General features: G+C 42.2%; 15 protein-coding genes and 1 pseudogene. 13 read left to right on the top strand and 3 right to left on the bottom strand.

Going from position 1 to position 24,264, the window contains the following annotated elements; genetic code table 11:
- Positions 1–20: 20 nt before the first annotated feature.
- Entirely contained in the window at positions 21–1,196 is a 1,176-nt protein-coding gene (locus LA303_RS11345; protein WP_240525504.1) for a hypothetical protein, read from the bottom strand.
- 471 nt (positions 1,197–1,667) lie between these two features.
- Between LA303_RS11345 and LA303_RS11340 the strand changes: the two genes are divergently transcribed.
- The 6 genes and pseudogenes from LA303_RS11340 (at position 1,668) to LA303_RS13615 (ending at position 10,589) form a co-directional block, all read left to right on the top strand.
- Positions 1,668–3,026, top strand: coding sequence for a sodium:solute symporter family protein (locus LA303_RS11340; RefSeq protein ID WP_240525503.1), 1,359 nt, complete (start codon positions 1,668–1,670; stop codon positions 3,024–3,026).
- Between the two features lie 9 nt (positions 3,027–3,035).
- Positions 3,036–3,947, top strand: a complete 912-nt coding sequence (locus tag LA303_RS11335) for a DMT family transporter (RefSeq protein WP_240525502.1) — start codon at positions 3,036–3,038, stop codon at positions 3,945–3,947.
- A 73-nt stretch (positions 3,948–4,020) separates the two neighbouring features.
- Positions 4,021–6,723 carry a glycoside hydrolase family 20 zincin-like fold domain-containing protein gene (locus LA303_RS11330; protein ID WP_240525501.1) on the top strand — a complete coding sequence of 901 codons (2,703 nt, stop codon included), beginning with the start codon at positions 4,021–4,023 and terminating at the stop codon, positions 6,721–6,723.
- A 66-nt stretch (positions 6,724–6,789) separates the two neighbouring features.
- A complete protein-coding gene (locus LA303_RS11325) occupies positions 6,790–7,371 on the top strand; it encodes a helix-turn-helix transcriptional regulator (protein WP_240525500.1) in 582 nt (193 codons plus the stop codon).
- Positions 7,372–7,580: 209 nt separating this feature from the next.
- Positions 7,581–9,812: pseudogene (locus tag LA303_RS11320) on the top strand (family 16 glycoside hydrolase); the annotation flags it as partial.
- 60 nt (positions 9,813–9,872) lie between these two features.
- On the top strand, positions 9,873–10,589 hold the full coding sequence (locus tag LA303_RS13615) for a T9SS type A sorting domain-containing protein (RefSeq protein ID WP_394371588.1): 717 nt from the start codon (positions 9,873–9,875) through the stop codon (positions 10,587–10,589).
- 14 nt (positions 10,590–10,603) lie between these two features.
- On the opposite strand, the gene LA303_RS11315 is transcribed toward LA303_RS13615, so the two are convergent.
- Positions 10,604–11,284, bottom strand: a complete 681-nt coding sequence (locus LA303_RS11315; RefSeq protein WP_240525498.1) for an aspartate kinase — start codon at positions 11,282–11,284, stop codon at positions 10,604–10,606.
- A gap of 115 nt (positions 11,285–11,399) precedes the next feature.
- On the opposite strand from LA303_RS11315, the gene lysA reads away from it, so the two are divergent.
- The 6 genes from lysA to LA303_RS11285 all read left to right on the top strand — a co-directional run bounded on the left by lysA (position 11,400) and on the right by LA303_RS11285 (position 20,996).
- Positions 11,400–12,608: a diaminopimelate decarboxylase gene (lysA, locus tag LA303_RS11310; protein WP_240525497.1), complete on the top strand. Its 1,209-nt coding sequence runs from the start codon at positions 11,400–11,402 to the stop codon at positions 12,606–12,608.
- A 25-nt stretch (positions 12,609–12,633) separates the two neighbouring features.
- The gene (locus LA303_RS11305) at positions 12,634–13,833 is read left to right on the top strand and encodes a C40 family peptidase (RefSeq protein ID WP_240525496.1); all 1,200 of its coding nucleotides are present in this window, start codon (positions 12,634–12,636) and stop codon (positions 13,831–13,833) included.
- 3 nt (positions 13,834–13,836) lie between these two features.
- Positions 13,837–14,988: a dipeptide epimerase gene (locus LA303_RS11300; protein ID WP_262901500.1), complete on the top strand. Its 1,152-nt coding sequence runs from the start codon at positions 13,837–13,839 to the stop codon at positions 14,986–14,988.
- Between the two features lie 178 nt (positions 14,989–15,166).
- The gene (locus tag LA303_RS11295; RefSeq protein ID WP_240525495.1) at positions 15,167–18,334 is read left to right on the top strand and encodes a SusC/RagA family TonB-linked outer membrane protein; all 3,168 of its coding nucleotides are present in this window, start codon (positions 15,167–15,169) and stop codon (positions 18,332–18,334) included.
- A 12-nt stretch (positions 18,335–18,346) separates the two neighbouring features.
- A complete protein-coding gene (locus LA303_RS11290) occupies positions 18,347–19,831 on the top strand; it encodes a SusD/RagB family nutrient-binding outer membrane lipoprotein (protein WP_240525494.1) in 1,485 nt (494 codons plus the stop codon).
- A 103-nt stretch (positions 19,832–19,934) separates the two neighbouring features.
- Entirely contained in the window at positions 19,935–20,996 is a 1,062-nt protein-coding gene (locus tag LA303_RS11285; RefSeq protein ID WP_240525493.1) for a S66 peptidase family protein, read from the top strand.
- 12 nt (positions 20,997–21,008) lie between these two features.
- Here the strand turns inward: LA303_RS11285 and dacB are convergent, their stop codons facing one another.
- The gene (dacB, locus tag LA303_RS11280; RefSeq protein ID WP_240525492.1) at positions 21,009–22,511 is read right to left on the bottom strand and encodes a D-alanyl-D-alanine carboxypeptidase/D-alanyl-D-alanine endopeptidase; all 1,503 of its coding nucleotides are present in this window, start codon (positions 22,509–22,511) and stop codon (positions 21,009–21,011) included.
- Positions 22,512–22,771: 260 nt separating this feature from the next.
- Between dacB and LA303_RS11275 the strand changes: the two genes are divergently transcribed.
- On the top strand, positions 22,772–24,253 hold the full coding sequence (locus LA303_RS11275; protein WP_240527141.1) for a Na+/H+ antiporter NhaC family protein: 1,482 nt from the start codon (positions 22,772–22,774) through the stop codon (positions 24,251–24,253).
- Positions 24,254–24,264 lie beyond the last annotated feature (11 nt).

Here is a 24,264-nt window from a genome sequence, read left to right as displayed (position 1 = left end):
ATGTTTTATTTTTAAATGAATTAAAATTTATATAATGCACTTAATGAGATTTGATTGCCATTGATGGTCTCGTCGGTTTTTCCATAAGTAAGATGGCTGTGCAGCCATTCGATGCCGACTGCGATTTTGTCCAGTTTGTATTTTAGCATGATATTATAAAGATGATGTTTGGTGCGGGGTTCAGAAAAAAGAATTACCGCATCATCGTGGTTCACTTTTTCATTTCCATAAAATGCATAAACTCCCAATTTATTAAATTCATACCCTGTTTGAAACCAGCCACCTGTTGAACGTAAATCGAGGGTAGTATCTTGTACCTGGGTTATGGCGCCAAACTGTTGGCCAATATTTTTCCCGGTATAAAGATTTCCCTGAAACAGAAATCCTCCGGAGTGATATTTTGCGCCTATTTCGGCAGCTAATCCGGTAAGATTTTCTGACTGATCCGCATCTACAGGAGCCAGGTTTTTACTGTCTACGTGACCAACGACGTAGACAGACCATTTTTTGGCAATAAAATTAAACTTTAATTCGGTTTGTGGCGAACCAAAATTGCCGCCAGTCAGAAAGTCCGTATTGGAACCGGGGCCATCCCATGAATTGGCAAAAAGGGCAAAATCAAGCCGGATTCTTACCGGACTTTCTTTTTTGTTCAGTCCTGCATAAAGATAGATTCCTGGAAACCGCCATCCGACAAATCCGGCATTGCCGTAGCCCAGCGGAAAGGCAATGTGTGATAACGAAACCGGGACATTTCCGAACATGGGCGTCCAGGCTTGTCCGAGACGAATGCGGAAATTGTCATGAACAAAATCCATATAGGCCAAACGAAGCCGGGGGGTAGGCATTTGGGTAGCAAACAGGGAAGTGCCTACATAACCACCAAAAAAGTCCATTTCAAGTACGCCGCCATAGCTCCATTTTGTTTCTTTCTTAGCATGGTTGGTAAAAACCAGCGTGATGCGTGAGTTCCGTACGTCAAATCCGCTAAACCATTTATTCGTGGTGTATTCCGGCGGATTTGCCCATTCCGCATTTTGTCCGTTTCCAAATTTAAAGGACTGATCCTGCATAAAAGTGGTAAAACTGACAAAACCTTTTAATTTGATTGTTTCTGTTCCGCCCGGAATAACATTTTGAGCATACATTCCGGTTGCAAAAAATAAGGCTGCAAACCATAAAGTAAACCTTCTCAAAATAAACTTGGTTTTAGTGAATAAATATGTTTATGTAAGGTATCTTTTTACCTTCGTGTTTGTAACATAATAACATTAAATGCGTTGTTATCCGGTTGATAATGCCATCTTTTATGCGAATATTTCTTCGGCGGGCGGTCTTGTAAAGGCTGTCCGGTTTTATTACCTTACATGTTTCACCGTGTGATAGCAGTAAAAGTCCGTTTTTTTAAAAATAATGCCTGTTAATCCTTTTTCTATAACTTGTTTCAAGGAACGTTCTTCAAATCTAAAAAATTTTTTTATAAAATGCTTGTTTTTAAAATAAATAAAGGTTAATGCATTAATTTATAACAAATCTAATTTGAAATTTTTTTGAATAAAATTATTGAAAAACGGGAGAGAATAGTTGCCCTGAATAGCAGAAAGTTTCCCCAGAAGGCCGAAAATATTTTTCTATCTTTGTTGCTTTTGTTATAGAAACCTGGGCGTATGAAACTTTCTTTTTGGAATTTGGTCATGTTGATAGGCTATGCTTTGGTGTGTATTATCATTGGCCTGATAAGTACCAAAGGTAACCGCGATGAAGATTATTTAATTGCCGGCAGAAAAATCGGTCTTTTTGGTTTTGTGTCTACCGTAGTAGCCAGTTACATTGGCGGAGCGGCCATTGTGGCTTACTCGGCGTATGTTTACCAGTTTGGTATTTCGGCTATTGCCGTTTTTCTGGGAACTGCTGCCGGATTTCTTGTTTTTATTCCTTATGCCTTAAAGTTAAGAAAGTATAGTACGACCAAGCAGTTTCTGACTTTGTCGGATTGGTTTTATTTTAAATATGACAAAAAAACGGGTGTGGTTTCTGCGATCATCTTGTTTGTGGTTTATTTCGGGATGTTGTTGAACCAGTTTATTGCCGGGAGCAGTATATTATCGCATATCAGCGGATGGAGTTATGAAACGGCCCTCATGATATCGGCTTCGGTGATTACCATATATCTTTTTGCCGGCGGTTTTAAATCGGTGGTAAAAACTGATGTGTTTCAGTACATTATCATGTTTATCCTTTTTCTGTTGCTTGCTTATGTTTTGTTAAAGGGAAACCATGACTTTTCGTATGAGCTAACCGATCTTTCTGATATGAATCCGGGTATGACCATTGCTTTTATCCTGTTTGGGATACTGATTATTTTCCAGTCGGCCGAATACTGGCAGCGGGTATATGCTGCCAAGAACGAAAAAGTGGTAAAAGTAGGATTTGTTACTTCGGCTGCGTTGGTGCTGGTAACCGGTTTGGCGATTACTATTGTAGGTCTCTCAGCGCATTATGAGGTCCCGGGAATTGCTCCGCGTGATGCTTTTGCCGAAGGTTTAAAAGTATTGGCTCCTGAAAAGTTTATCGGTGCAGGTTTGGTTTTGCTTTTTGCTGCCATTATGAGTTCGGCCGATACCATCATTTTCGTACTGGCTTCCAGTGTGGCAAAAGATTATATTTCCCATTTTTCTAAAAAAGAAGTAACACAGCACCGGCTGAAAATGCAAACCAAGATTTTTATCGTTTTATTTTCATTTGTGGGATTTTTGCTGGCTTTTTATTTCAGGAGCATCATTAACGTTATTTTGTTTATTACCGGAGTAGGGTTTACGATTATTCCGGCAGCCATTGCTTCTTTCCATTATAAAATAGAAAATGAGGCAGCCCTGGCCAGTTTTATTTCCGGAGTGGCTTATGTGTTCATTTTACTTGTTACGGGAAATCTTTTACCGGAACTAAGTATTGCTTCGTTTGTTGTTGCTATTTTGTTTTTGATTGTTTTTCAGTTAATTTACCGGAAAAAGAATGCGGTAACTTAAATAGTTTTCATGCAAAAAATCATTTCCCGGCAAAAGGCTTTTCTTTTGGCGTTGTTGGCTGTTTTGTTTTGGTCTACTATCAGCTCGGCCATCAAGCTGACATTGAAATTCCTGTCGTTTGAGAGCTTGTTGTTTTGGGCGGTAACGAGTGCTGTGGTAGTGCTTTTTGTGATGAACCGTATGGGAAAAGAACCGGTGCATTGGAAACAGCTTTCGAAGAATGACTGGCTGCTTTCGGCACTCATGGGGTTTTTTAATCCGTTTTTGTATTATCTCGTGCTTTTTAAAGCTTATCAGTTGTTGGAAGCACAGGAAGCCGGCACCCTTAACTATATCTGGCCGGTGGTGCTGGTGCTGTTTTCTATTTTCTTTTTAAAACAAAAAATCAGCATTTGGGCGGTTGTGGCGCTGTTGGTTAGTTTTTTCGGCCTCATTGTAATCGTAACCGCCGGACGGCCTTTTTCGTTACATTTTCATCATCCGTTGGGAGCTGCTCTGGCGGTGGGAAGTGCTGTTTTTTGGGCGGCATACTGGATTTTAAACATGAAAGATTCGCGCGAAGAATCCGGGAAAATATTGCTGAATATGCTGTTTGGCCTTTTTTATCTGTCGGTTTATTTTGCCTTGCGCGGAAAATGGCCGCAGATTCCGTCGCTTTACGGTTGGGCCGGCACCGTTTATATCGGCATCTTTGAAATGAGCCTCACCTTTGTTATCTGGCTGAAAGCGCTCAATTATTCTGAAGATACGGCCAAAGTAAGCAACCTGATTTATCTGTCACCGTTTCTCGGGCTGTTCTGGATTCAGCAAACCGTAGGCGAACATATTCACGGATATACCCTGGTGGGGTTGGCTTTTATTGTCGGCGGTATTGTTTTGCAACAAGGGCAAAAAAGAATTTCTTCAACAAAAACAAAATAATTCCCCCCGATTTCCAGGAGGAAAACGGTTGATATTTTGTACCTTTCGACAGTCAAAAAAAGCACATTGCCTTATGAAAACTTTTTTGTATTCCGTTCTTTTTCTGTTTCTTACCGTTTTGTTTCCCACGCAGGAAACTTGGGGACAAACTGCACAAAAGCCGTTGCATCTGATTCCTCAGCCAAAAGAAATAGCGTGGGGAAACGGGGCGTTTACCTTTGCACCGGGAATGAAAATATTCGTTACCCGTCCTTCCGATTCAACATTGATTTTTGCCGTAAACCAGTTGTTGCAGGAAGCTAAACAAGACATGAACCTGTCGCTTCGTTACAGCCCGAAAGTGCGAAAGTCGGCTGTTCTGGCCGGATTGCCCGGACAAAGCAAAAAATTTGACAAGCAGGCGGCATCTTTGATGAAAAAAGTAAAATCATGCGGCAGCGAAGGCTATGTTTTACAGATAAGTCCGAAAAAAATCATCCTGCTGGCCAACACGAACGACGGCATATTTTACGGAATACAAACTTTACGTCAACTGATACGGGCCAACCGGAAAGGAAATTCGTTGCCGGCTTTAACCATTGTGGACAAACCTGCACTGCGCTTCCGCGGATGGCAGGACGACATCAGCCGGGGCCCCATCCCGACGCTGGCATTTCTGAAAAAAGAAATCAGGAACATGGCGTTTTTCAAAATGAATGTTTTCACCCTTTATACCGAAAATGTCTTCCGGTTAAAATCGCATCCCGACCTGGCGCCCCGCGATGGAATTACGGCAGCAGAAATAAAAGAGCTGTCGGCTTACGCCCGAAAATATCATGTGAATCTTATCGGAAACTTTCAGGCTTTCGGCCATTTCCGGAAAATACTGGAAAACCCCGAATATAAACACCTTGCCGAAACGCCTTCGGTGATATCGCCGGCTTCTCCGGAAACCTACAAACTGCTGGGTGATATTTTAAAAGAAATTGCATCGGCATACAGCAGCAAATATTTTATGATTAACTGCGACGAAGTTTTTGGACTGGGAAGCGGCCCGGCCAAAACCATGGTGGACACCATGGGATTGGCGGGCGTTTATGCTTACCACATCAACAAGCTGGTGCAGATATTGAAACCTTTTCATAAAACCATTTTGATGTGGGGCGACATTGCCCGTGATTATCCCCAAATTATTTCAAAGTTGCCCAAAAACATTATTGTTTTGCCGTGGGCATATCAGGCAGCGCCTTCTTTTAAAAACGAAATTGAACCGTTTAAAAAATCGGGCATGCATTTTTGGGTGGCGCCGGGGGTGAGCTGCTGGGGACAAATTTTTCCGAGACTTTCAACGGCCGAAGTCAACATTTCGCATTTTGTGAGAGACGGCAAAGCCATGGGCGCCAAAGGAATGCTGAACACCACCTGGGACGATGACGGCGAAAATCTGTTTTCCATGAACTGGCTTCCGCTGGCCTGGGGCGCCGCTTGTTCCTGGAACCCGGTGATGTCGAAAAACGACACGGCGATGAACCGGCGTTACCGTACTTTTACACAGGCTTTTGATCCGCTGTTTTACGGTTCGGATGCCGGGGTGACGCAAAATATGCTGAAGCTGGACCGTCTCCATAAAAATCCTGCCGCCGGCGGCCTTATCGACCACGCTTTCTGGAAACCGCTGTTTGCAAAAATCAATACCCGCCGGCCCGAAACGTATCTGCTTTATGCCGACTCGCTTAAAAAAGAAACGACACAGCTCATTCAGCATTTCAAAAAAGCCAAAGAAAAAGCCGTACGAAACAAAGCCAACATTGATTATCTGATTTTTGCGGCTGAAAGAGTTCGCTTTCTTTCTGAAAAAAACAAACTGCGTTGTTATCTGACCTGTCCGGCTGAGAGAAAACAGCTTACCCAATCGGGACTGAAAAAAACACTGGACACGCTCGAAAATCAACTCACTAGTCTGAAACAGACTTACACGATGCTCTGGAACCGCGAAAACCGTCCTTATTGGCTCAACCGGAATCTGGCAAAATACGACCAGCTCGAAAAAGCACTTCAGGCGGTTCCGTATCATGTTTTTATCCAGGCCGACACCGACTATTTTGCTCCGGTTCGCCGGGTTACATTGCAGGGATTGTTTCCGGGCAGCAAAATTCTTTACACAACAGGCAATACGCTTTCGGATACTTCCTGGCGGATGTATCAAAACCCAATTCAAATAAAACAGACCGACACCCTAAAAGCCTGCATGGCACCGGCCGCTAGTCATCATCCGGTTTTCCGGAAAGTCATCAGGATATACAACGGGCCGGTGGCACACATCACCTTAAAATATCCTTTTTCCGGGCGATACAAAGCCCGCGGCGTGATTAGCCTGGTGGACGGCATCAGAGGAACAAAAAATTTCAGGGACGGACGCTGGCTCGGATTTCAGAAAACCGATTTTGATGTTGAAATAACCTTAAAAAAACCTCTTGATGCAGATACGGTTTCCATTACTTTCTTGCAAAGTATGCGCTCGTGGATTCTTTTTCCGGAATGGGTGAGCTGTTCCGTATCGAAAGACGGAAAAAAATATTTCAGCGCTGGGAAAAAATACAACACCATCAGCTGGCACCGGGCCGGATCGTGGATACAAACTTTTTCGTTTCCGATTCAACAAAAAGATATCCGGTTTATCCGGATTCATGCCAAAAACGTGGGAAAACTTCCCGAATGGCATCCCGCTGCCGGCGGAAAAGCCTGGCTGTTTACGGACGAAATTTCCATAAAAACGGAAAGAGGCTCAAAACAATGACCGGGGAAGATCGGACAAAAACATTCTTTTTTACTTACCTTTGTGGAAAACCAAAATTTGGGGATGATGAGCAGAAATAACCGGAAAATTATCAGAGAGCTGGAAGCACTGAAAAAACAAATTGAACGGCTAAAAGAGAATTACCTTTTGCGTTTGCAAACTTTGCCGGAAGGTCAGTCACCGGTTCCCGCAAAACAAGCGGAATCTGCTGAATGGCAGGAGAAGAACGAAAAACTGCTTCAATATGCTATTCGTGCCGGAAATGATAATGCGCTGTACAAAACCGTTTCGCGTGAGCTGAAAAAGATTATTCGGTCAGGAGAGGAAACGGTGCCGGTTTCGGCTTTGAAAGAGGTTTTGCAGAAAATGGAAAAAGTGATGAAGAATTCAGATCATTCGGAGATTTTTCTGCAAAAGTTTCAGAAACTGTATCCCCATTTTTTTGAACATCTGCTGGCTGCTCATCCTGATCTTTCCAAAACCGAGCAAAAATTTTGTGCTTATTTGCGAATCCGGCTCAATTCTCACCAGATAGCGCAGGCTATGGATGTTTCTATGGAAGCTGTCCGGAAAAATCGCTACCGTATCCGGAAAAAATTGCAATTGCAGGCCGACGATTCTCTTGAAGATTATATTGCCCGGTTTTAATGGGGCTGGTGAAAAATATGATTGTTTGTTGGTTTGAAATTTGATTTTTGTCCTTTACATTTTTGCTGCTTAATCTTAAAAAAAGACTTCCAGCAATATTGGATTTAATTTTTTTGCATCTTTAGGCCAAAATTTAACAACATTTTTAAAAATCAACAACTGTGAAAAAATTTTTAGCGTTGTTTCTGACGGGCTGGATATTTTCGGCCATGCCGGTGTTTTCGCAGTCAGGAACAGCCCTTTCTCCTTTCCGGAATGAGAGTACCTTGTCGTGGAATACGCCCAATGGTTTACCTTATGTTAAAAGCTTTTCAGGAAATTATAGTGTAGAGGTTTTTCGTGATTTGGATGAAAATCACCGGGCTTTTCTTTCGCGGGCAAAACAGGCTTTATTCCTTTTTAACATGGCCACGGAGAAAAAAGAAAAGGTATATCCGCTTCCTTTCTCGCCTGTTGATTTCACCGTGTTCAGGGGCGATTATTACATTGCCGGTACGCAGTATTTGTACCGGATGACCCCGGATGGAAAAATAACCGGAAAGTGGTTTTTTGGCGGTCAAATTCGTTTTGTGGAGAATATCCGAACCACAGAAAACCATCTTTATCTTATCTCTCCGGATCAGAAATCCTGGGAATTTGATCCGGCACGCGGTATTTTTGACGAAGAAGACGGCATTATCCTTCAGAATAATTTGCGGGGGAAAGTCCGTAAGCTCTCTTCCCGGCAGTTCCGTCTGATGATTTATGGTAATGCAGATACGCTGATTGCCCGAACAATTACTGTTCAACAGCCATTGGGAAGTGTAAAGTTACTGGGTATTTATAAAGACCGTTTGTATGTGGAAGTACAACAAATTCAGCGGGAATTTCCACTAAAGGTAAAGCGCGAAATTTATCTTTTTGAATATGCGAACAACCGGTTTTCGCAAAATGGAAAAATTTTAATGCCGGATGTGTATTACACGTATATCAAACACGATGTAAATGTTTCGAAAAAGGGAGTGGAGATTTATGTTTCCACTCCTGAAAAAGCAGCGTTTTTCAGGGAAAATACGTTGGGAAACCTGAAATCGGGAGCGGAAATCCGGTTGCCGGAAAATCTGTATAGACAAACCTATTTGTACAATAATCATCTGTTGCCGGCTATAGAAAGCGATGGCTTTTATCTGAAAAATATGGCGCTTACGCCGATCACCCGGCAGAAAATTTTGCAAAATGCCGAGCCGTATGCTACGCACAAATGGTATTGTCATCCGGCCAATATCTGGGATCGCGATTGTGGTGGCGTGCATGTAAAAACACCTTCCTGGGTTACTGTAGGAAACAATGTCTCCATTCCTTACATGTGGGGAGGCTTTTCTTCACTGAAACAATTTGATCAGGGTATCGCCGACGGGGTTTCTGCCGGTGATTGCGATACACATGGAAATGGTGCCGGTCCGTCGTGTGCTGTAGGGGTAGATTGTTCCGGCTTTGTTTCCAGAGCCTGGGGACTCGGAAATAAGTACAGTACACGTACAATTCCTGATATTTCAACAGAATATCCATCGTATGATGATTTAAAACCGGGAGATGTGGTGAATTATGCCGGGCATCATGTGCGACTGATCCATTCGGTAAACGGCAATGGAACTTTTTTGATTATTGAAGCGGCTGCTTCGTCAACCGACTGGCGTGTGGGATATAATAATTACTCGGTAGCCGATTTTCAGGGGCGCTATTTGCCAAGACGCTACATCAAAGTGATTGAAGGAGAAACAGATTCTGTTCGTCCGGTGACTCATCTTCAGGTGAAAATTTGGGAAACAGGAAATTTTCAGGCTGATTTTACCGATAAGGACAATACGGGAGTAACCGGACGTTTTTATCATGTGGGATATTTTGACGGAAAACACTGGACAGCAGCCGTTCGTACAGGATTTTTTGAAGACCATTTTAACGGAACACTTTCTGCCGGATGGAAAAAGATATCGGGGAACTGGAATATCGTAAATGGCGTGTTAAACCAGTCGGATGAAACAAATTCCAATACCAATATCTATTTTGATGTGGAACAAAATGCATCAAAAACCGCTTTTCTTTATACTTGGCGAATGAAAATTGGTGGCAGTGGGGATAATCGGCGGGCCGGATTGATTTTTATGTCGGATAACCCGGCGTTATCCCAACGGAATAATGCCTATATGGTTTACTTCAGAGTGGATCAGAATACCTGTCAAATTTATAAATCGGAAAATAATTCCATTCATCTTAAAACCAGCGATGCCTGTGATGTGCCCTGTAATCAGTGGTTTGATGCCAAAGTTTTATATAAACCTTATACAGGAGAAATTGATGTTTTCAAAAATGATACTTTGGTTTCCACCTGGGTGGATGCAACGCCGTTAATAAATGGGAAAAGTATCTCGTTACGTACCGGAAATGCCAATGTTTCGTATGACGATATCACCGTTTATCGTTCACGAAAAGCAGAGGCTCCGGTTACTACCGGAGAGAACGGAATGGTACCTGTTCAGAATACTGCCCCGGATATGCCGGCTTGCCGTATTCTTTCGTTGGTGTCTGATTCTATGCATAATCTTTCGGCAGTGGATACCGCTTTTGTTAATATCGACTGGACAAAACCTTCCGGTTTTTCGGTTTCTGACGGGCTGGATGATGCGGATCTGGACTCTACTCATGTCACAACAAAAATTTCAGGACACTGGGCATCCTCCTCGGATATTAATTCGGGTATTGCAGCCTATCGTTATTGTGTGGGAACGGCTCCCGGGCATGATGATATTGTGGGATGGAGAGAGAATCAGTTGAAACAAGATTTCACCGTCGACGGACTTTCGCTGACTCCGGGCGATACTTGTTATATTTCGGTGGTGGCGATTAATGGGGCTTCACTGGTTTCTGACACGATGGTTTCTGACGGGGTACGTATTTTGCAGCCGCTGGCTGTCGGTAATTACCAGCAATCCGGCAGACTTTCTGTTTTTCCGGTTCCCGTTGAAAATCACCTTGTTTGGTTGAAAACAACGCAAAAAATAACCGAAGCACCGGTATTGATGAATCTTTCCGGTAAAATGCTGCCGGTAAAAACAGAGCAAGCCGGCAAATATTTGTGGAAAATGGATGTGACAGGTATCCCGCCCGGAATTTATTTTGTCCGGGTAAAAACACAGAAAGGATTTACAACACAAAAACTTCTGATCACCCGGCAAAAATAACCGGGATTGTAAAACTATAAAGCAGGAGAGCCTTGATTTTTGGACTTTTTCAACCGCATAAGAATGGAAAAAGCATGATCAATATCTTTTTCACGAACCAGGATGGTAAACTCGTTGGTTGTGGAGATGAGTTCTTCGATATTGATATTTTCCAGTGCAATATTTTTTAGAATATAATAGAAAAATCCGGTGGTTTCGTCACGCTTTTTGGGAAGTCTTAGGGTGATGGAAGACAAACCGAATTTTTGAAAGATCAATTTTTCCCCGGCAAAAATCTTTTCGACAAGATGAGCGGTCGAGTTGCTTACTACTACAGTTGTCTCGAAAATTCCGCGTGACACCGAATAATAGATCTGGTCGCCGGAAATACTGTTAACCAGTTCCCGGTGTTTTTCTGCCAGAGTGTTGGAATTTTCAAAAGTGTAATGCATCAATCCCGATTGAACAATTAAATCCCCCAGATTACTGACAAATTGTTTGATTCCGAATTTAAGATTGTAATTGTATCCGGGATCGTACCTTTTAATAGCCATCACAATGGCACCGGTCTGCACCTCTTTTCCCAGTTCGGCTTCAACCTGAGGTTTTAGCTTTCTCGACAAGGCAGAAATATTCACCAAACCTTCTTCCAGTGCCTCCTCCATAAAAGGGGTTTCTCTGATTAATTGCTTTACAATTTCACCAATTGTTTTCATCTGTTAAAATCTTAACGTGCTTTAGAAATTTTGTATAAAATTATTAAAAATTTTTTATATAAATTATGTTAGGTTTAAATTTGGACATTCAAAAATAAAATTAAAAATTAAACACTTGTTCAACAAAGCATTATATCAGTATTTTTTGCAGGTGGAAACGCCCTTTTATTTTTATGATATATCCTTGCTACACAAAAGTTTAGATAACCTCACCCGTGCAGCCGGAAAATATGACTATCATATTCATTATGCGATTAAAGCAAATGCCAATGATCGGGTGCTGCAAATCATTAAAGATTACGGACTGGGTGCCGATTGTGTCAGCGGAAATGAAGTGAAGAAAGCAGTGGAAATGGGGATTCCGTCCGAAAAAGTGGTTTTTGCCGGTGTGGGAAAAAGCGACGCAGAAATTATTTATGCCATCGATCAATCGATTTTCAGTTTTAATTGTGAATCGATTGAAGAGATCGAAGTGATTAACGAATGGGGCCGTAAAAAACAAAAAGTGGTCCCGGTTTCCCTTCGGTTAAATCCGGATATTGATGCCATTACGCATAAATATCTCACAACGGGTTTGCCGGAAAACAAGTTCGGAATTCCACTTCAGTTTCTTGACCGGGTTATCCGGCGGGTCAACAGCCTTTCGCATATCCAGCTTATCGGTTTGCATTTTCATATCGGTTCACAAATCAGGGAACTGGCTCCGTATATTGAATTGTGCGAAAAAGTAAACAGCATTCAGGACATTATTTATAAGAAACACGGTTTGTTGCTTGAGCATATTAATTTAGGCGGTGGACTGGGAATCAATTATGAAGATCCGGATGCTGAGCCTATTCCCGATTTTGAACATTTTTTCGATACGATTCATGAGCATCTGAAAGTACGCGAAGGACAAAAGGTTCATTTTGAACTGGGACGCTCGGTAGTTGGCCAAATGGGCAGCTTGATTTCTAAAGTGCTGTACATAAAAAAAGGACTGAATAAAGAGTTTATGATACTGGATGCCGGTATGACCGATCTTATCCGGCCGGCGTTGTATGGAGCACAACATAAAATTCAGAATATCTCCAGACCGGGAGCGCAGATAAAAAATTATAAATATGATGTAGTGGGACCGGTTTGTGAAACTTCTGATAGCTTTGATGATGATGTAATGCTTCCGAAAACCAAAAGAGGCGATCTTGTGGCTATCAGAAGTACGGGAGCCTATGGGGAAATAATGGTATCACAATATACTTTACGAAATAAACCCAAAGCGGTTTATTCTGACGAAATTAGAACAGCAAGCGGTAATCCGTTGGTGATCGATGAAATAGTATGAGGAAATGGAGTTGACTGAAATGAAAATGAAGCATTTGATAATTTTTCTGATAGCGATAGTGATGTTGGGTTCCTGCTCCGAAACCAGTGAGAGATCATTGGTTTCGGAGGTAAAGGGAAATGTGGATTCGCTGCAGAAAGTGTTTGCCCCGGATACACGGGTGGCTTTGTGGCGTGTTTCAGTTGTCCGTCAGCAAAATGGAGCGGTTGCCGTACAGGGTGTTGTAGAAAATAATGAAGCCAAAAAGGCTTTGCTTCAGCTGAAAAATCAATTTCCGGGAGTTCGTTGTGATATTTCCTTGTTGCCCGAAAAGCAATGGAAAAATAAGGTTGCGCTCATAAATAATTCCGTTTCAAGCATTCGCAGGAAAACCACACGGGCTTCCGAAATGTTGAATCAGGCATTGTTGGGTACGCCATTAAAGGTGTTTCAGAAAAAAGGCGAATGGTATTTGATTCAAACGCCGGATCGTTACTTGGGCTGGATAAATCAGGCCGATATTGTTCTCTTTACCCAGGAAGATTTGCAGCGTTACGAAAATCATTCCAAAATGGTATATAACCGGCAATATGGTTTTTCTTATTCGAAACCCGATACGCATTCGCTTGTGGTCAGTGATTTGGCTGTGGGATGCATTTTGCCGGTGATTGCAACCAAAGGAACTTTTTACCAGGTAAAATATCCGGATGGGAGAGTGGCATTTGTGAAAAAGACAGAAGCTGTTAATTTTGACAACTTTATTCATCGAAAACCTACTCCGGAAAGTTTGGTAAATACAGCTTTAAAATTCAACGGTATTCCGTACCTCTGGGGAGGACGTTCTTCCAAAGCGATTGATTGCAGTGGTTTTACTTCTACCATTTATTATCTGAATGGAATTCTTTTACAGCGTGACGCATCGCAGCAAACCCATTTCGGGAAAGAGATTACCACGCATTTTGAGTTTAAAGGCTTGCGGCCGGGAGATTTGTTGTTCTTTGGCCGGAAAGCAAAAGAAAATCAACCGGAAAAGGTAACCCATGTGGCGATGTATATCGGTGGTGGTCGCTTTATTCATTCTTCCGGAAAAGTACGCATCAGCAGTATGGATCCCGCAAGTTCGGAATATGCCGGAGAGTATGCTCCCCGTTTTGTGAGAGCCGTGCGTATTATCGGACAGGTGAATGGAACAACGATACAACGATTGGAAGATAATCCGTTTTTTCAAATGCTTAAAACAAAATAAAATATGTTGATTAACAGAAGGAACTTTACAAAAATTATCGGAATAAGCGCTGCGGGAGCTATGGTACCTAAAATTGCTTTTGGGAAATCAGTTCCGGCTTATTTAAAAAACGGTTCACGTCCAAAAATGAAGCTTACTTTTAAACCTTATCCGCTGCAAATGCAGCATACTTTTACGGTGGCAGAGTATTCGCGAAATTCTACCCCCGATATTCTTACCCAAATTGAATACGACGGCGTGGTAGGTTATGGCGAAGCTTCCATGCCTCCTTACCTTGGCGAATCCATACAAACGGCTACTAAATTTTTGTCTCAGGTGAACCTGGAACAGTTTTCAGACCCTTTTCTTACAGATGATATTTTAACTTATATCGACTCTATTGCGGTAGGAAATCCTGCTGCGAAAGCATCGGTGGATATTGCTTTACATGATTTACAGGGGAAACTGGTGAATGAACCCCTTTATCGTTTGTGGGGACTGAACCCCGAAAAAACACCGGATACCGACTTTACCATCGGAATTGATAAACCCGATGTGGTACGAGCCAAAACCGAAGAAGCCCTGAAGATGAAACAGCACCTGAAGATTTTGAAGGTGAAACTGGGCCGTGGAAATGATCAGGAAATGATTGATACGGTACGTTCGGTAACGGACCTTCCGTTGTATGTGGATGTCAATCAGGGATGGAAAGACCGTAATAAAGCATTGGATATGATTTATTGGCTGAAAGAAAAGGGCGTGCTTTTGGTAGAACAACCGATGCCTAAAAATCAGCTTGATGATATGGCGTGGCTTACCGAATACAGCCCGTTGCCTACGATGGCCGATGAAGCCTTTCAGCGGTTGCCCGATATTGTCGATAAAATTCATGGAGCCTATTCGGGAATCAACATCAAACTAATGAAAAGTACCGGTTTGTGGGAAGCCAAAAAAATGATTACCGTGGCGCGGGCGTTGAAAATGAAAGTGATGATTGGCTGTATGACCGAAACCTCATGTGGCGTTTCAGCAGTAGCCCAATTGGCTCCGTTGGTCGACTATGCTGATCTGGATGGAAACCTGTTGATTAAAAACGATCCGTTTACAGGAATGAAGATCGTAAATGGAAAAGTTACCCTGACTAATCTTCCTGGGATTGGGATAAAAAAAGTTTAATTTAAAAAAACGTACTTTTAACCAAAAAATTTCCCATTTTGCACGCCCATGTATTTAATAAAAGTTAATAAAACAAAATAAGCGTTAAAAAATAGAGAACAAATAAGGTAATAACAAAAAATAAAAACGTATGAAATTATAATTCAATTTTTTAGTATTAATTTAAAATGATAGGCTTATGAAAAAAGTGTACAGGTTCTTGTTTCTTACCATCATGTTTATTTCCGCCTCCCAATTACTACTGGCACAAACGCAGGTAGTAAAGGGTGTTGTTAAAGACAACACCGGGGTCGGATTACCAGGCGTGAATATTCGGGTGAAAGGAACGACCATCGGAACCACAACCGATCTGGATGGAAAATACAAAATTCATGCTGCTAACGGCAGTATATTGGTATTTTCCTTTGTAGGGTATGATACCAAAGAAGTGAAGGTTACCGGCCCAACCCTCAATGTTGTCCTGCAAGAAAGTGTGAAAAAGCTGAACGAAGTAGTTGTTACAGCTTTTGGTATCAAAAAAGAAACCCGGGCATTGGGATATTCGGTAACCCAAATTAAACCCAAAGATGTGGACATTGCCGGACAAACCGATGCTGTTGCTGCTCTGCAGGGTAAAGTGCCGGGGCTGCAAATTTCACAAACCGGTGGTTCTGCCGGCGGTGGTGTTGATATTCTGATCCGCGGGATCACCTCTATTGACCCGGGCAGAAGTAATCAACCGTTGATTATTGTGGACGGGATGCCCATTGACAACTCTACTTTTGCTGGTAACGTATTGCCCAGCGCCGGTTCCAATGCAACCGGAAGTAACGAACAGTTTGACTTTGCCAGCCGTGTAGGTGACCTCAACCCCGACGACATTGCCAGTTATTCTGTCTTGAAAGGGGCTGCCGCTACCGCACTTTACGGTGTGCGTGCTGCCAATGGTGCTATTGTCATTACAACCAAAAAAGGTAAAAAAGGAGCACCTAAAATTAATCTGACGATGAATACTACTTTTAGAAAAGTAGTGAAAACTCCTTCGTTGCAAGAAACATATCGTGAAGGAAACCGTACCACAAAAATTCCGGGTGCTGTGATTGATCCCGATGCTCCGGGTGGCTACCTGCGTCCGGGAAGCTTTGCGTTCTATTCGTGGGGCGTTCCTTTCTCGCAGGATTGGTTTATTATGCCTTCTGGTGATTCCATCGACCTTCGTCATGATGCGTTTCATGATCCTTACGAATTGTTTAAAACCGGGATTAATACTCAGCTGAACTTCAATATCAGTGGTGCCAGCGACCGGTTTAATTATTTCTTCTCGTCAAATTGGACCACCGATAACGGCGTTTTGCCCAACACCTATTACGATAAAAAAACATTTAGGGTAAATGCCGGGTATAAGCTGTTGAAAAACCTTCAGTTTAATACATCAATTTCTTATACCAAAACCTTTTCAAAACAGGCTAATAGCGGGGATAAATCGGTATTTAGCTCGTTGTCTTACTGGTCGGCTACTTTCCCGATTAACGATTATGAATATCCGGATGGTACAGAAAAAAACTATACTAACGGAATTATTGATAACCCGCGTTATTTCCTTGAAAAGAGTAACTTGCAAAGTCATCTGAATCGTTGGATTGCCAATATCAATGTAAATTGGCAACCTTATAAATGGATGTCTGCAACTTATTCTTTCCAGGTAGATAATTATTCTGACCGGAGAAACCGTTTTGTTCCACCCGATTTGGATGTTGGATCACAGGTACATGGTTTTATTGTAGATGAAAATATTTTTTACACCGGTTTGGAATCCGATCTGTTGCTCCATTTCAACCATAACTGGACAAAAGATTTTAATACCAGTTTAACTCTGGGTAATCAGGTTTCTGACCGGCAAAGAAATTACTATTACATCCGTGGTGAAGGATTGAATGTTCCTGGAATTAATGATTTGAGCAATACCATTAATACCTTTGCCGGAGCCAGTGTAACTGACGAACGGAATGTGGGGGTATTCTACTCCTTGCAATTGGGTTACAAAAACAAATTATTTGTGAATACCACCGGTCGTAATGACTGGGTTTCTACCATGCCTGAAGGAAACCGTTCATTCTTCTATCCTTCGGTAAGTGGTTCGTATGTGTTTACCGAAGATTTCTTCAAAAACAGTAAAGTGTTTACCTTTGGTAAAATCAGAATCTCCTGGGCTCAGGTAGGTAAAGGCCCGCGTTTCGGACAAATTGGTCATTATTATATTCCGGACCCGGACTTCCCGTTTGGAGCCGCAGGTGGATATCGTGCGAGTACCACTTCTGGAGACTTGAATATCAAACCGGAAAGAGATAACAGCTTTGAAGTAGGTACCAACTTGCATTTCTTCAGAAACCGGTTGCGGGTTGACTATTCTTATTATACCACCAACGTAAAAGATCAAATCTTTACGGTGGGAACAGCTTATTCTTCAGGACTCTCTGGCGTGGTGAGAAATGCCGGTGACTATAAAACCTGGGGACATGAAGTGATGGTTAGTGGTGATGTCATCCGGAACAACAACATTAAATGGGAAATTTATGTGAACTGGTCTACCAATAAAGGCCGGGTAGAAGCTTTACCTCCCGATTTGGATGAAATTGTTTTCTTTAGCGACCGGATTACTTCCAAAGCCAAAGTGGGTGATGAAATTGGCTCACTGTATGGTTGGGTATTTAAAACCGTTGATGGTCAACGTTATGTTATTTCATCAGGAAGTTCTGCCGGAAAATGGATGATCACCGGAGATAAAAACGATGGTTATTTCTATACCAATGGAAACCAAATGGTGAAAGTTGGAAATGCATTCCCTGATTTCGTTGCCTCTGTCGGATCAAACTTCACCTGGAAAAATCTCAGCTTTAATTTCCTGATTGAATGGAAAAACGGCGGCGATGTTTATGATAAAGGATATCGTAATGCCCTGCGGAACGGAAACCTGCTTGAAACCGAATTCCGTGATCAGGAACGGGTTCTGGAAGGGGTTACCGACGACGGAAACGGTGGTTACAAACCCAATGATATTCCGTTGGAGATTACGGCTAACAGCTACTACAGAGACTGGAACAACTACAACAATGCCGCTGAAGTGCTGTTGAAAGATGCTTCTTGGGTAAAACTCAGAACCATTGGTATTACTTACCGTTTCCATCTGAATCATATCCGGAGCTTTGATGTGTTTGCCAATGCGCATAATATCATTATCTGGACTCCGTTTGACGGATTTGATCCCGAAGCCAACTATTTTGGTGCTGCTACAAACATTTACGGTTACACCGGTTTAACGGTACCGTTGAGTCAGAGTTATACCTTCGGTATTAAATTTCAATTTTAAAAAATGAGAGATATGAAAAATATACTAAAAACAATCGCTGTTGTCTTTCTTACCGTATTGGTTACCAGTTGCGGTAAAGACTACTTTGATGTGAATACCCCTACCTCTGCCGTAAGTGCCGATCAGCTTCGGATGAACGATTTGCTGGCGCCTGTTATTTATCATACCATTTATGCCCAGTATGATGCGGAAAGAATTTTCGGAAACTATTCCCAAAATTTTGTTTACCAGGGTGGAGGTGCTGCTGGTACAACTACAATCTCCGGAACCTGGAGTAATGTTTATTTGTACATTTTACCTAACCTGAAAACAATTTTTCAAAAAGCTTCAGCAGTAAATGCTACTCATTTTGATGCGATAGCCCGGATCTTGACAGCGATCAATATTGGTCTGGCTACCGATAGCTATGAGAATATTCCTTATTCGCAGGCTGCAAAAGCTTCTGATAATTTTACTCCGGGATTCGATTCTCAGGAAGCTATTTATAACGATATCTTTTCGCTTCTTGATGCGGCTATTACCGAGTTGGAAGCTCCGGATAATTCAGGTTACACCATTGATGATAAAACGGATTTGATTTATCATGGAGATGTCAGTAAATGGTTAAAAGCTGCTTATACCTTAAAGGCCCGTTATGCTTTACATCTTGTCAATAAATTGGGAGCAGCACAAGCCGCCCAGAAAGCTTTGGATGCTATTGCCAAAGGCTTTACTTCCAATGATGATGATTTCCAAATGTTTTTTGATACAAAACATCTTAATCCTTGGTACTCAAGAGAAGTTCTGGCCAAACATACCGGTAATGCACATGATGTGATTTGCGACCAGCTGGTTTCTTACATGGATGGTACATCCTATCCGTTTACAGGCGGTGTGGTCACAATGGACCCGCGTCTTCCGGTTTATGCTGAAACCGATGATGGAAGCGATGTGTATAAAGGTTATGTGAGTGGCGGTTATGGTGTCTCTGGTGACGGAAGTCAGGCAAATACCGATTTTCGCGAAGAGGGTTATTATACCAATGCCACAGCGCCGATTGTGATTATTTCGTATTCTGAAGCTTTGTTCATCAAAGCAGAAGCCGAATTTCTGGCCAATGGCGGAACAACCACCAGTGTAGGTACTACACAAGCCGGTTATGATGCTTATTTAGCCGGTATTGCTGCCAACATGGCTAAACTGGGAGTGAACGGAACCGATTATTTGGCCGATCCTTCAGTAGCTATGGGAGCCGACAATCTGAAATTGGAAGATATTATGTGGCAGAAATATATCGCCAATTTCCTGAATCCGGAAACTTTTGTGGATCTCAGAAGATATAATTTCTCTACAGATGTTTTCAAAGATTTGTCTCTTCCGGCAGATAATGATCAGAGTGATTTCCCGGGAGAATGGTTGGTACGGGCACAATATCCGTCAACCGAAGTACAGCGGAACCCTGACAATGTAGCCGATAATCAGAAATCACCTGTTGATCCGTTATGGTGGATGAATTAATCTGATGTTAATTAGGTGATTAAAGAAAGAACAGAGTTTTATTACCTTTACTCTGTTCTTTCTTTTTTGTGTAAAATCTTTTTTGATGTAAAAAAATAAAATCATGTCGGACAGAAGAACGTTTATTAAAAGTATGGTGGCCGTAGGAGCACTGTCAGCATTGCCTCCTTTGGGCTTGTCGGCACAATCCATAACAAATCCTTTGAAAGTAAAACATAAACCGGCCCGAATTGTCCCGAAGAGGTTAGAACAGGGAGATACCATTGGCTTGGTTACCCCGGGAAGTCCGATTACTGAAAAACAACTGCAAGGAGCAGTAAAAACATTGGAAGGAATGGGATATAAAACCCATTATTTGCCTTCCGTTTTGTCGGAATACGGTTATTTTGCCGGCACCGATAAAGAACGGGCCGATGAGTTGATGCATATGTTTGCCAATACAGAGGTGGATGCCATTATGTGCGTCAGAGGCGGTTACGGTTCTATCCGGGTGCTGGATTTGCTGGACTATGAAATTATCCGGAAAAATCCGAAAATTTTTATTGGTTACAGCGATATCACCGCTTTGCTTTCTGCCATAAACGAACGAACCGGTTTGGTATGTTTTCATGGCCCTATGGGAATCTCAGAATTCGATGATTTTACCCTTAAGGTATTTCGACACGTTTTGATAGATCCTTCTCCCCGCTATAAATATCCTTACAAAAGAGAAGAAAATACGGAAAATAATCCGGAGTTTGATTTTTATACCATTCGCGAAGGGAAAGCTGAAGGAGAACTGATTGGTGGAAATTTAAGTGTTTTGGCTTCGATGGCAGGCAGCGATTTTGAAACCGATTTTGAAAATAAAATTGTTTTTATTGAAGAAATTGAAGAAAAAACCTATCGGGTTGACCGCATGCTTACCCAGCTGGTGCAGGCTACCAATTTAAGAAAAGCCAATGGAATTGTACTGGGTATTTTTTATAAATGCAGTGAAAACGACCCGCCGACGATCCCGCTGAAACGGGCAATTGAAGATATCTTAAAACCACTCAATATTCCGGTGGCTTATGGCTTTCCTTTTGGTCACATCCAATTAAAAATGACACTGCCCGTGGGGACTTTGGCCAAATTTAATGCCACAAGAAGGACCTTAAAACTTATGGAAGAATCCGTAAGTTAGTTTCCGGGTAACCTACTTTTTGAGTTCAGCCAGGGCAATCATGAGTTTCTCCAGTTGAGCCCGGGCTTTTCGCGATGAACAACCGAAATTGTTCACCATCATGGAAAAAATAATTTTCCGGCCGGATAGTGAAGTTACGTAGCCGGAATAGGCCTTTACGCGATCAATGGTTCCGCTTTTGGCGCGCAGGTTGTTTTCTGCGGTGCTGCCTTTAAACATTCCCTCCAAAGTGCCGGCTTTATCACTCTTTCCGGCAAGCGGTAACGACTGATAATACACATTAAAATAAGGACTTCTGTGTTTCATGTAATTCAACAGAAAAACCATTTGCCGGGGAGTGACGGCATTGTATTGTGAAAGTCCGCTGCCATCAGTAAGTGCCATGCCCTGAATATTCATTCCTTGTTTTTCCCAGTATTGCATAACTGCTTTGGCATCAGCTTCGGTTTGTGCTTTGCCAATGAGTTTTAATCCGGAATAATCCAGAAAATGTTCAGCAAAGAGATTGATGCTGTGGATGTTGGTTTGATGGATGATTTCAGATAGCGGTGGCGATAAAATTGTTGATATAACATGCAGGTTTTGGGTGTTTATCCGGTTGCCGGTTAAGAGAAGTTGTCGTACAGTAGTAGAATTGGCTTTTATTTTGATTCCCGATTTTTGTAATCTTTTTTCCAAAACATACGCAGCATAATCTGCCGGATCAGGAAGGGAACCTTTTGCTGAGAATCCCTTTTGATTTAACGGAATTCTTCCTCTGAGGTATCGCATGTTACAATACGGAGCCCCTAAAATGTTGCTTTCATCGTCGTGAACGGTATCGGCAATCAGTCCGTTATTAAAAATGAGATGGGGAACCTGGGGTACGATGGAGTCTATGGTAACTGTATCGCCAGCAAGGCTGTCGGAATCAAAATAGATTCTGTACATATTGTCGAAGATGGTGAGTCCACAGGCTCCGGCTCCATAGTAATCGCCCATGTTGGTCCACGACCAGGAGACCGGAACGATATCGCGGCTGAAAATACCGGCATCGGCAATTACGTGGCCCGCCACCGAATCAATCCCTAACTTTTTTACAGCACTGACCCATTGTGCAAGAAATTGATGGTTTTTGGTTTGTTCGAAATACCGGGAACCAAGTGTAGGATCACCGCCTCCTCGGATGATGATGTTTCCGTATAAAACATGGTTTAAAGTATCAATGTGGCCGGTATAACCCAATTTTGTCTGAAAACGAAAATCCGGCCCATACAGCTGTAACACTGTGGCGGTGGATATGAGTTTTTGGTTAGACGCCGGCCGGAGTGCTTTATCCGGATGATACTGGGCAATGATTTCGCCGGTTTGACCGTCAATGGCCAGAAATGCAAATGCTGCCGGTTTAAAATCGGGGTTGTTTACCACCTCTTTTAAAATTTTGTTGACAACATGATGTTTTTTGTACAGCGGCTTTTTGGCGAAACTTGAAGTAAAGAAAAAACTCAGAGCGATGAAAAACAACAGTTTACGCATAATCAAAGGGTTTGGTAATTTGAGTTAAAGATAAAAACTTGTGTCAAATGATGGCTCGTTTATTTTTAACAGATTTGAATGAATTTGACAGAAAATTAACGGGTTATGCATTCGTGATTTTTATAAAGATGGCTATATTTGCCTTAACAGGGAAACCGTTTGTTTGTAAAGGATTAAGTCGTTTGCTTCTCCGGATCAAATGGATCTTTTGCCGGATTCTCTGATAAAAAGGTTGGTTTATAAACTCAAAAAGCATGCCGATGCACGATTACGGTTTTTTTTCTATTCTCCCGCCGGTACTGGCTATTATTCTGGCTTTGCGTACCAAACAGGTTTATGTTGCTCTGATTTTCGGAACCTGGCTGGGCTGGCTGATCATTAATGGCTGGAATGTTTTCACCGGTACGTTTGCCACCATCGATGCTTTTGTCAATGTGTTTAAGTCGCCGGGCAATACCCGTACCATTATGTTTAGCGCTTTGGTGGGGGCTTTGTTGCTGTTTATTCAGTATTCGGGTGGTGTGGACGGATTTATGATCTCCATTAGCCGGTTTATTGAAAAAATAGAAAAAAGCAAAAAGATGAAAAGCCGGATGTTTGTTCAGCTGTTGGCCATGATTACCGGTGTGGTACTTTTTGTAGAAACCAGCATCAGCTCATTAACCGTCGGTACATTGTATCGTCCGTTGTTTGACAAATTTAAAATTCCCCGCGAAAAACTGGCTTATATTGCAGATTCTACTTCCGCGCCATCCTCTATCCTGATTCCGTTTAATGCCTGGGGAGCTTTTATCATGGGATTACTCTTGACACAAGGGATTCAGCGTCCGATGGCTGTTTTGGGAAATGCTCTGTTGTACGATTTTTACCCTGTTTTGACCATTTTGCTGGTCTTTTTTATCATTGTCACCAAAAAGGATTTTGGTCCGATGGCCAAAGCGGAAAAAAGAACCCGTGAAACCGGTAAATTGTTAAATGATAACGCCCATCCGTTGGTTTCGGATACGATTACTTCTTTGGAATCGAAAGAGGGAATCAAACTCCGGGCATACAACATGTATATTCCTATCTTGACAATGGTCATGATGATGCCGGTTTATTTGTTTTATACCGGTTATCCTTCAGTAAAAGACGCTACCGGCTGGTTTGATTACCTTGTACAGGCCATTGGTGCCGGATCGGGTTCTTCGGCAGTTTTATATTCGGTAATTACTTCATTACTGGTGGCTATGGTTTTGTACAGAGTACAGAAAATAATGAAAACCAAAGAAATGGTTGACCTGACGCTGAAAGGAATTAGTGAAATGATGCCGCTGGCCTTGTTGATGATGCTGGCGTTTTCGATTAGTGATGTGAGTAATAAACTGGGAACCGGAGTGTATGTAGCAGCACAAACCAAAGCTTGGCTCACTCCTCAACTTCTTCCGTTTATTTTATTTGTGATCAGCTCGTTTATTGCTTTTTCCACCGGAACATCCTGGGGAACCTTTGCCATTATGATGGCGATTTCGGTACCGATGGCTCAGGCGCAACATGCTAATTTATACCTTGTTGTGGCGGCTACCATTGGTGGCGGGGTTTTTGGTGACCATTGTTCCCCTATTTCTGATACGACTATTATTTCGTCCATGGCTTCGGCTTCTGATCATATTGATCATGTCCGGACACAGTTACCTTATGCTTTGTTTGTGGGAAGTATTACTGCGGTGTTGTATCTTATTTTGGGATACGTTATGCATTAAACCCGGTTGGG

Origin of the sequence: Candidatus Sulfidibacterium hydrothermale (assembly GCF_020149915.1) — a bacterium.
Taxonomy (GTDB): Bacteria; Bacteroidota; Bacteroidia; order Bacteroidales; family F082; genus Sulfidibacterium; species Sulfidibacterium hydrothermale.
This window is presented reverse-complemented; position numbering and strand designations above follow the sequence as displayed.

What these genes read in the sequence shown, in the direction of transcription:
- LA303_RS11340 (WP_240525503.1), top strand. Translation starts at nt 1,668, where the DNA reads ATGAAACTTTCTTTTTGGAATTTGGTCATGTTGATAGGCTATGCTTTG.
- LA303_RS11335 (WP_240525502.1), top strand. Translation starts at nt 3,036, where the DNA reads ATGCAAAAAATCATTTCCCGGCAAAAGGCTTTTCTTTTGGCGTTGTTG.
- LA303_RS11330 (WP_240525501.1), top strand. Translation starts at nt 4,021, where the DNA reads ATGAAAACTTTTTTGTATTCCGTTCTTTTTCTGTTTCTTACCGTTTTG.
- LA303_RS11325 (WP_240525500.1), top strand. Translation starts at nt 6,790, where the DNA reads ATGAGCAGAAATAACCGGAAAATTATCAGAGAGCTGGAAGCACTGAAA.
- LA303_RS13615 (WP_394371588.1), top strand. Translation starts at nt 9,873, where the DNA reads ATGGTACCTGTTCAGAATACTGCCCCGGATATGCCGGCTTGCCGTATT.
- LA303_RS11315 (WP_240525498.1), bottom strand. Translation starts at nt 11,284, where the DNA reads ATGAAAACAATTGGTGAAATTGTAAAGCAATTAATCAGAGAAACCCCT.
- LA303_RS11305 (WP_240525496.1), top strand. Translation starts at nt 12,634, where the DNA reads ATGAAGCATTTGATAATTTTTCTGATAGCGATAGTGATGTTGGGTTCC.
- LA303_RS11300 (WP_262901500.1), top strand. Translation starts at nt 13,837, where the DNA reads ATGTTGATTAACAGAAGGAACTTTACAAAAATTATCGGAATAAGCGCT.
- LA303_RS11295 (WP_240525495.1), top strand. Translation starts at nt 15,167, where the DNA reads ATGAAAAAAGTGTACAGGTTCTTGTTTCTTACCATCATGTTTATTTCC.
- LA303_RS11290 (WP_240525494.1), top strand. Translation starts at nt 18,347, where the DNA reads ATGAAAAATATACTAAAAACAATCGCTGTTGTCTTTCTTACCGTATTG.
- LA303_RS11285 (WP_240525493.1), top strand. Translation starts at nt 19,935, where the DNA reads ATGTCGGACAGAAGAACGTTTATTAAAAGTATGGTGGCCGTAGGAGCA.
- dacB (WP_240525492.1), bottom strand. Translation starts at nt 22,511, where the DNA reads ATGCGTAAACTGTTGTTTTTCATCGCTCTGAGTTTTTTCTTTACTTCA.
- LA303_RS11275 (WP_240527141.1), top strand. Translation starts at nt 22,772, where the DNA reads ATGCACGATTACGGTTTTTTTTCTATTCTCCCGCCGGTACTGGCTATT.